The sequence below is a fragment of the Kitasatospora sp. NPDC056800 genome, from assembly GCF_042789775.1.
Lineage (GTDB): Bacteria > Actinomycetota > Actinomycetes > Streptomycetales > Streptomycetaceae > Kitasatospora.
Genome location: NZ_JBHUAL010000330.1, coordinates 1 through 5936 on the forward strand (window position 1 = coordinate 1; position 5936 = coordinate 5936).

The 5936-nt window shown below is 75.7% G+C and carries 6 protein-coding genes; 5 read left to right on the forward strand and 1 reads right to left on the reverse strand.

Annotated features, from left to right (window positions below):
* Positions 1-273: 273 nt before the first annotated feature.
* The 4 genes from ACFRQN_RS39480 to ACFRQN_RS39495 all read left to right on the forward strand — a co-directional run bounded on the left by ACFRQN_RS39480 (position 274) and on the right by ACFRQN_RS39495 (position 4829).
* The gene (locus tag ACFRQN_RS39480; RefSeq protein ID WP_049653285.1) at positions 274-1092 is read left to right on the forward strand and encodes an AfsR/SARP family transcriptional regulator; all 819 of its coding nucleotides are present in this window, start codon (positions 274-276) and stop codon (positions 1090-1092) included.
* Between the two features lie 66 nt (positions 1093-1158).
* On the forward strand, positions 1159-1947 hold the full coding sequence (locus ACFRQN_RS39485) for an SDR family NAD(P)-dependent oxidoreductase (RefSeq protein WP_074002979.1): 789 nt from the start codon (positions 1159-1161) through the stop codon (positions 1945-1947).
* A 61-nt stretch (positions 1948-2008) separates the two neighbouring features.
* Positions 2009-4345, forward strand: coding sequence for a condensation domain-containing protein (locus tag ACFRQN_RS39490; protein ID WP_074002980.1), 2337 nt, complete (start codon positions 2009-2011; stop codon positions 4343-4345).
* A gap of 37 nt (positions 4346-4382) precedes the next feature.
* Positions 4383-4829 carry a hypothetical protein gene (locus ACFRQN_RS39495; protein WP_074003277.1) on the forward strand — a complete coding sequence of 149 codons (447 nt, stop codon included), beginning with the start codon at positions 4383-4385 and terminating at the stop codon, positions 4827-4829.
* Positions 4830-4841: 12 nt separating this feature from the next.
* Here ACFRQN_RS39495 and ACFRQN_RS39500 read toward each other — a convergent pair whose 3' ends face one another.
* Positions 4842-5333 carry a winged helix-turn-helix transcriptional regulator gene (locus ACFRQN_RS39500; protein ID WP_380745458.1) on the reverse strand — a complete coding sequence of 164 codons (492 nt, stop codon included), beginning with the start codon at positions 5331-5333 and terminating at the stop codon, positions 4842-4844.
* A gap of 107 nt (positions 5334-5440) precedes the next feature.
* Here ACFRQN_RS39500 and ACFRQN_RS39505 point away from each other — a divergent pair.
* Positions 5441-5936 (forward strand): hypothetical protein (locus ACFRQN_RS39505; protein ID WP_074002982.1); only part of this gene is annotated, 496 nt, incomplete at its 3' end.

Sequence of the window (5936 nt, forward strand, 5' to 3'; positions counted from 1 at the left end):
CCCCCGGGGGCCGCCCCGCCGCTTCCGGCTGCCCGGAAGCCCCCACCAGATCGCCCGGAACCCCGCTCGACGGGCACTTGAGGAATCCGGCCGCCCCTCCGTGGCGCCGCTAGGGTGCGACGCATCCACCCCACCATCCCCCTGATTCGAACACACTTCCGCACCAGCAGCGCACAGTTCACCGGACCCGCGGGTCCACGGGTCCACAGCCCCACGAATCCACGGGCTCACGATCCTCCGAGCCCCACTCACCCGCACGAGAGGAGAACCGCCATGCACCTCAGGGTCCTCGGCCCCCTCACCGCCGACCTCAACGGCATCTCCGTCGTCCCCACCGCCGCCAAGCAGCGCCAGATCCTCGCCCTCCTCGCGCTCTACCCGAACCGGATCCTGCCCACGGCCACCCTGATCGAGGAGATCTGGGGCGACGACCCGCCAAGACAGGCGCTCACCACGATGCAGACGTACATCCTGCAGCTGCGCCGCCGGATCACCCAGGCCCTCGGGCCGACCCCGCACGCCACCGCCAAGGACATCCTCACCACCCGGCACGGCGGCTACCAGCTCACCACCCACCCGGACAACCTGGACGTCCACACCTACAACCTGCTGACCACCCAGGGCCAGCACGCCTTCAACCACGGCCAGGACCACCAGGCCGCCACCCAGTTCCGCCAGGCCCTCGCGCTCTGGCACGGCCCCGCCCTGGTCGACGTCCGGCCCGGGCCGATCCTCACCATCGAGATCATGCGCCTGGAGGAGAGCCGGCTGATCACCCTGGAACGCCGCATCGACACCGACCTGCGGCTCGGCCGGCACAACGAGCTGATCCCCGAGCTCACCCACCTGACCCACCAGCACCCGCACCACGAGGGCCTGCACGCCCAGGCCATGGTCGCGCTCTACCGGGCCGGCCGGCAGACCAGCGCCCTGACCACCTACCACCACCTGCGGCACCGGCTGACCACCGAGCTCGGCATCCAGCCCTCGCCGCACCTCCAGCACCTCCAGCACGCGATCCTCACCCTGGACCCCACCCTCAACACGCCCACCACGGCCCACCCGACCACCTACAACCTGTACTCGGCCTGAGCCCCGTCCGGACGGCCGTCCCCGCCGACCTCTCCCAGCTCCCAGCCCTCACCCACAGGACGCGTCATGACCACCGCACCCGAGAAACCCCTCGCCCTGATCACCGGCGGTACCCGCGGCATCGGCCTCGCCATCGCCCGCGAACTCGGCAGCCGCGGCCACCGTGTCTTCATCTGCGCCCGCACCGCCCGGGACATCGACCAGGCCCTCGCCACCCTGCGCGACGAGGGCCACCAGGCCGACGGCCTCACCTGCGACGTCCGCGACCCCGTCCAGGTCGGCGAACTGATCCGGCACGCGGTGGCCGAGTACGGCCCGATCACCGTCCTGGTCAACAACGCCGGACGCACCGGCGGCGGGCCGACCGCGACCACCACAGACGACCTCTGGTACGACGTCATCGACACCAATCTGAACGCGGTCTTCCTGGTCACCCGGGAGACCCTCCGGCACGGCCACATCACCAGCACCGCCCACCCGAGGATCATCAACATCGCGTCCACCGCCGGGAAGCAGGCCGTCACCCTGGGCGCCCCGTACACCGCGAGCAAGCACGCCGTGATCGGCTTCACCCGGGCGCTGGCCAAGGAGCTGGCGCCGACCGGCACCACCGTCAACGCCATCTGCCCGGGGTACGTCCAGACCCCGCACACCACCAGGATCCACCACGAGTACGCGACCGCCTACAACACCACCCCCGAGACCATCCACCAGCACTTCCAGCAGCACATCCCGCTCGGCCGCTACACCACGCCCGAGGAGGTCGCCTCGCTGGCCGGCTACCTCACCAGCCCCACCGCGGCCAGCATCACCGCCCAGGCACTGAACGTCTGCGGCGGGCTCGCCACCCAGTAACCCCGGCGCGATCCCGGCCGGCCACGGGAAGGATGAGGGCTCCGGTGCCCGCTGATCAGCCATGACGAACCGTCAGTTCTCCAGCGCACCCGTCACCTTGCTGGTGGCCGGCGCTCCCGCGCCCGAGCCCTGCCTGCCCGCCGGCCGTCCGCCCGGGCCGCTGGACGCCGGGGCGGTGCGCGCCGCGCTGGCCGGCGCCGCCCCCCGGCCCCGGCGGACCCCCGAACGGCCCGCCCGGGCACCGGAGTTCGTCCTGGTCGAGCTGCACCGGAGATACCCGCCGGAGGCGCTGCGCACCGCGCTGCGCAGCGTCCTCGCCGACGACCCCGCCGGGCCCGCGGCGGACCTGCTCTGGCAGCGGACGGTGGACGGCCCGGACGGGCTCGACCGGGTGCTGGTGGAACTGGGGCGCAGCCTGGCCGGCGGCCCCCGGCTGCGGGCCGTCCTGGTCGAGGACGCGCGCGACGCCACCGGGGACGGCGGGCGCCACACCACCGGGGACGGTGCGCCGGACGGCGGGCGGCGGCTCTTCGTCGGCGTCGCCCAAGGCCCGCTCGCCCGCGCCGCCGGGGTGCTGGAGGAGCTGCGCGAGGCCCTGGCGCACCCGCCCGAGCCGGTCACCGTACCGACCAGCGCCCTCCAGCGGGAGCTGCTGCGCCAGGTGATCGGGGAGTCCGAGCCCGGCGGGCGGCACGTCGAGCAGCTGTCCTGGAACTGGCACGGGCCGCTGGACACCGAGCGCTTCACCGCGGCCTGGCAGTCCGTCTTCGACCACGAGACGGTGCTGCGCGCGGCCTTCGACTGGGACGAGCACGGCCCCGACGACCCCTGGATGGTGCTGCACGAGCACGCCGTCCCCGAGGTGACCCGGCACCGCCACGGCGCCGCCGACTGGGAGGACCTGCTCGCCGCCGACCGTCGGCGCGGCTTCGACCTGCGCCGCCCCGCCCTGCTGCGCGCCACCCTCGTCGACGCCCCGCCGGACGCCGGGGAGGGGCCCGCCACCCGGGTCCTGCTCACCTACCACCACGCGATGCTGGACGGCTGGAGCGTACGGCTGCTGCTCCAGTCCTTCTACCGCGCCTACCTGACCGGCGGCGTGCTGGCCGGCGGCCAGCGCCGCCCCGACCTGCGCGACCACGCCCGCTGGCTGTCCGGCCGGAGCACCGACGCGGCACGGCAGTTCTGGTCCACCCGGCCCCCCGCCACCGCCGTCCTGCCGCTCGCCCCCGACCCGCGCCGGCGCGGCAGCGGCCGGGCCCGGCGCCGGCTCACCCCGTACGAGGCGGTCCGGCTGCGCGGCTGGGCGGCCGCCTGGGGCGCGGGCGAGAGCAGCGCCCTCCAGGCGGCCTGGGCGCTGCTGCTGTACCGCGCCGAGCAGACGGACCGGCCCCGCCGCCCGGCCCGCGCGGTGCGGGTCGGCTTCGCGGTGACCGTCTCCGGCCGGGGCATCCCGCTGGACGGCGTCGAGCGGCTGCCCGGCGCCCTGCGCAACCCGCTGCCGATCTCCGTCCGGGTGCAGCCGGGCACCACCGTGCCGCAGCTGCTCGCGGCGCTGCGCGACGGGGTGCTCGACCTCGCCGCGTACGAGTGGGTCTCCCCCGGCCAGGCCCACCGCTGGACGCCCGGCGCGCGCGGGCAGCGGCCGAACAGCCTGGTCGTCCTGGAGCACCAGCCCGCCGCGGCGCACCACCTGCGGCTGGAGACCGACCTGGCCGCGCACGGCATCCACGTGGAGGGTCCGGCCCCGGCCGGCACCCTCACCTCGTACCCGATCACGCTCGCCGCCCACTACGACGCCACCGGCGGGCTGGTCCTCACCACCACCCACGACCGTGCCCTGCTCGCCGACCGGGACGCCGCCGAACTCCTCGACCAGAGCGCCCACCTGCTGCGCAGCTTCCCCGACCTGCCGAGCGGGCTGGGCACCACCGAGGTGCTGCGCTCCACCCTGGCCGGACAGCCGGCGCCCCGGCTGGGCGAGCCGGCGGCCGGCGCCGCCGAGGGCACCGAGCCGGCCGCCCCGGCGGTGCGCCTGGACGTGCTGCGCCGGGCCGCCCACCCGGGCGCGGGCTGGGTCCTGCTGCTGCCCCCGCCCGACGCCCCGCACACCCGCTACCCCGGCGCCGCGCGCGACTGGCCCGGCCCGCAGGCCCTCGGGGTGCTGCGCCCCGCCGGGGACGACCCGCCCCCGGCCGCGTACCGACCGGTGCTCGGCCCGCTGCTGGAGTCCCGCGCGCCGGTCGCCCTGGTCGCCCCGCCGGGGCTCGGGGCCACCGCGTGCGGGATCGCCCGGCTGGGTTCGCCGGCGCACCCGCCGCTGGTGGTGCTGCTCGACGGGGACGGCGACCTGGCAGCGGTGGCGGGCCTGCTGGGGGGCCTGCCTCGGCGCCGCTAGGACCGGCGCGGCTTCGAGAGGGCCTAGGGTGGCGACCGTGGCCCGCTTCGTCCTGATCCGCCGTACGCCGCTGCCGCCCGCCGAGTGCTGGGAGCGGCTGACGGACTGGTCCCGGCACGGGGACCGGGTGCCGTTCACCCGGGTCCGCGTGGTCCGGGGCTCCGGCCGGGAGGCGGGCGACGTCGTCCTGGCCCGGACGGCCCTCGGGCCGTTCCGTTTCGACGACCCGATGGAGCTCACCGAGCTGGTCGTCCCCGGCCCCGGCCGGGACGGGCGGTGCCGGCTGGTCAAGCGCGGCCACCCGGTGCACGGCTGGGCCGAGCTGCGGGTCCGGGCGGTGGGCGGCGGCAGCGCGGCGGTCTGGACGGAGGAGCTGACGGTCGCCGGCCTGCCCCGGACGCTCGATCCGCTGCTCGATCCGGTCCTGGCGCGGTCCGGGCGCCTGGTCTTCGGCCGGGTCCTGGACCACCTGCTGGGGCTGTAGCGGCCCGGCCGCTCAGGACGGCAGGAAGCGGGCGCCCGGGCCCGGGCCGCGGTAGACGGAGTCCGGGGGCAGGTGGGTGTGGCCGCCCGCGCACTCCAGCACGAGGGTGACCGGTTCGTCGCAGTCGTGCTCCTCGCCGCCGCCGTGCCGGACGACGACCGACGGGCCCTCCTCGTCGGCGAGGTACTTGTCGCCCCACTCCAGCAGGGCGATCACGGTGGGCCGCAGGTCCCTGCCCTTCTCGGTGAGGTGGTACTCGAAGCGCTGCCGGTCGCCGGGCTCCTGGTACGGCACGCGGCGCAGCACGCCCGCGGCGACGAGGCCGTCGAGCCGGGTGGACAGCAGGTTGCTGGCGATGCCGAGCCGGGTGCGGAACTCCCCGAAGCGGCCGACGCCGTCCAGCGCCTCCCGCACGATCAGCAGCGACCAGCGTTCGCCGACCGCCGCGAGGGCGCGCCCCATCGAACAGTTCACCGGGTCGATCCGCCGCCGCTGCTCCGCCATGGGTCGATCCTAGCCCGTCCGACCCACCTGGGTTGACAATCCGTACTCAGCCCGGGCTAGGCTCCGGGCCACCTGAGTTGAGAAATTAAATCCAGGAGGCGACGGCCATGCCGATGCTCGACGTCCACATCCCCGACGGCGCCCTGCGCCCGGAGGCGGAAGCGGCCCTGCTCAACCGCATCACCGAGATCCTGATCCGCCACGAGGGCTTCGACCCCGCCGACCCGGTCACCCGCTCGGTGTCCTGGCTCTTCCTCCACCGGCCCGCCGCCGTCTACGTCGGCGGCGAGCTCGCGGACGCGCCGCGCTACAAGGTCGTCCCGTCGGTGCCCGAGGGCCAGCTCGACGCCCGCAAGCGCGCGGGCGTCATCGCCGACGTCACCGAGGCGATCCTGGACGCCGAGGACGGCGCCTGGCCGCGCGACCCCGGCCGGATCTGGGTGTTCCCCACCGAGATCCCCGAGGGCCACTGGGGCGGCTTCGGCAAGGTCAGGCCGCTCGCCGCGATCCTCGCCCGGCTCACCGGCAACGACCGCGCCCGGGCCCGCGACCTCGCCGCGCGGCGGATCGCCGAGAGCCGCGCCGAGCACGCCCGGCTGCCGT

What these genes read in the sequence shown, in the direction of transcription:
- ACFRQN_RS39500 (WP_380745458.1), bottom strand. Translation starts at nt 5,333, where the DNA reads ATGGCGGAGCAGCGGCGGCGGATCGACCCGGTGAACTGTTCGATGGGG.
- ACFRQN_RS39490 (WP_074002980.1), top strand. Translation starts at nt 2,009, where the DNA reads ATGACGAACCGTCAGTTCTCCAGCGCACCCGTCACCTTGCTGGTGGCC.
- ACFRQN_RS39480 (WP_049653285.1), top strand. Translation starts at nt 274, where the DNA reads ATGCACCTCAGGGTCCTCGGCCCCCTCACCGCCGACCTCAACGGCATC.
- ACFRQN_RS39485 (WP_074002979.1), top strand. Translation starts at nt 1,159, where the DNA reads ATGACCACCGCACCCGAGAAACCCCTCGCCCTGATCACCGGCGGTACC.